This is a genomic window from Anabaena sp. WFMT (assembly GCF_051781005.1).
In the GTDB taxonomy this organism is placed as follows: Bacteria; Cyanobacteriota; Cyanobacteriia; order Cyanobacteriales; family Nostocaceae; genus Anabaena.
Genome location: NZ_JBPWOA010000003.1, coordinates 1 through 2,473, shown reverse-complemented (window position 1 = coordinate 2,473; position 2,473 = coordinate 1). Strand labels below are relative to the sequence as shown.

Sequence of the window (2,473 nt, the reverse complement as noted above, 5' to 3'; positions counted from 1 at the left end):
CACTGTTGGCGAAATATTTCTTCACAATTTTAGCAAGTAAGATTGCATGAAAAATCTGGTTGCTTTCGCAGCGATAGGATAATTAAATCCTGTTGAAAAAGTAATTTGCTACCATGTTGATACATCCTCAAAATATCCCTGATATACCTCAACAAACAGTAGAGGTGGCACGTGCATCTTTCCCAAAAGGAAATATTTACATGAACATTCGGGATAGTTTAGGAAGTATCTTTGACTCGGAAGCTTTTGCCGACCTATTTCCGGAAAACGGGCAGCCAGCATATGCACCTTGGCGGTTAGCATTGGTGTGCATAATGCAATTTATGGAGAATTTATCTGACAGACAGGCGGCGAATGCAGTACGCGGACATATTGACTGGAAGTATGTGTTGAGCCTCCCGTTAAGTGACCCAGGCTTTGACTATTCCATCCTTTCGGAATTTAGGACGCGATTACTAGCAGGTGGCGCAGAGCAAAAACTACTGGATATATTGCTACATCGATTAAGGGAATCTGGGACACTCAAAACACATCGGCGACAGCGTACTGACTCAACTCATGTTTTAGCTGCAATCCGTACTCTGAATAGATTGGAGACATTGGGAGAAGGGATGCGTTTTGCACTTGATAGTTTAGCAGTCGCAGCACCTGAGTGGTTGACGATAAATATTCAACCAGATTGGTTTGACCGCTATGGTCGTCGTGTAGAAAACTATCGTTTACCAAAGCTCGACTCTGAAAGAGAAGCTCTAGGAAGCACAATTGGAGTAGACGGTTTGGCGCTATTAGACGCAATTTATGAACCAACAGCACCACAGTGGTTACGTCAAATACCCGCAGTTGAAATCCTGCGTCAAATATGGGTACAGCAATTTTATACTCCAGAGCCAGATGGGTCAATAAAATGGCGTAGTGTTAAAGACTTGCCACCATCCACAATTGCGATTCACTCACCTCATGATGTTGAAGCACATTATAGTTCCAAGCGTAGCGTCGATTGGGTCGGTTACAAAGTACACATGACAGAGATTTGTGATGAGCATAGTCCCCGTTTCATCACCAACGTCCACACGACATTATCCACAATCACTGATGAGCAAGCAATAGAACCGATTCATGAATCACTGGAAGAGAAATCGTTGTTACCAAAAGAACATCTTGTGGATTGCGGTTATCCCACTTCGGAAAATTTAGTAAGTAGCAAGACTAAATATGATGTAGAAATTATTGGGCCAGTGCGGTTAGATCCCAGTTGGCAAACAAAGGCACAACTTGGATTTGATAGCTCTAATTTTCAAATAGATTGGGATCATGAGAAAGTTACTTGTCCCCAAGGACACCAAAGTACCAAATGGTTAGCAGGACATGATATAAGTGGCAAACCTCTTATTCGTGTTCGGTTTAATGGTTCCATATGCAGAACTTGTCCAGTACGTTCATCTTGCACTAAATCAAAAACCGAACCACGGGAGTTGAGTCTTCTGCCAAAAGAGCAACAAATAGCACTCCAAGCTCGACGACAAGAGCAACAAACTCCTGAATGGAAAGCAACTTATAACCAACGTGCAGGTATAGAATCAACACACTCACAGGGTCTAAGACGCTCAGGATTACGTCGCTCTCGTTACATTGGTTTAAAGAAAACTCACTTAATGCACGTTTTCATCGCTTGTGCGCTTAATTTAGTTCGACTGGACGCTTGGCTGGTGGGAATACCTCTTGCCCAGACTCGCTCGTCTCGTTTTAAACAATTGCAACCTCAAGGTGCTTAAAGAATAAGCCCATGCAACTATACCATGTAATACACGGTTGACAACCACTGAAATTTTTTCTACTCTTACCGTGTATTACATGGTAATGATGCTCGATGAAAAAAATGAAAAGGGATATTCAAGGTAAATTTGCGATTAAAAACTCGGACTATCGTGAAGTGCGTTCTTTAAGACTGACAGATGATACCTGGAAGGCATTAGGTATCGCCTCCGAATGCTTGGGATTAACCAGGGCTGACTATCTAGAGGAAATAGTTACAAGTAATATTTTACCATGTATTACACGGCAAATCTCAGAAATTACCCCATCTAATGCACCACTTTTTTCTGACCCATTACCAAGTATTACACGGTATGAGCAGGAGATAGAAAAGCTTAAAATCCAAGTACAGAATCTTCAGAAAGAAAATTTAGAGCTTCAGGCGCGGTCAGCCATTACCTTTGTGCATGACGTTATAGATTTTGAGGCAATACGCGAGCGCATTTTATTTGAATTGAGGTTGGGACGGCAAGCTTCAGGTTTTAAAACAGCACAGAAAGCACTTAATCAATTTATTCAGGAAATAAAACTTATGGTTGACAGTTTCTAACTGGTGTTAAAACTGCTACAAGACGTTACCCATGATTTCTCCAAATTGATTGGTTTTTATCGTTTTTTAATGTAAAGAAATATTTCGCCAACAGTGTCTTCGCTATCTCTA

Annotated in this window: 2 protein-coding genes; both read left to right on the top strand. The window is 41.4% G+C overall.

Translation table 11 applies throughout. From position 1 onward, the window contains the following. The first annotated feature begins 113 nt into the window (after nt 1–113). On the top strand, nt 114–1,772 hold the full coding sequence (locus ACSQ6I_RS03850; protein ID WP_438889006.1) for an IS1182 family transposase: 1,659 nt from the start codon (nt 114–116) through the stop codon (nt 1,770–1,772). A 95-nt stretch (nt 1,773–1,867) separates the two neighbouring features. After that, the gene (locus tag ACSQ6I_RS03845) at nt 1,868–2,362 is read left to right on the top strand and encodes a hypothetical protein (protein ID WP_438889005.1); all 495 of its coding nucleotides are present in this window, start codon (nt 1,868–1,870) and stop codon (nt 2,360–2,362) included. The last annotated feature ends 111 nt before the right edge of the window (nt 2,363–2,473 follow it).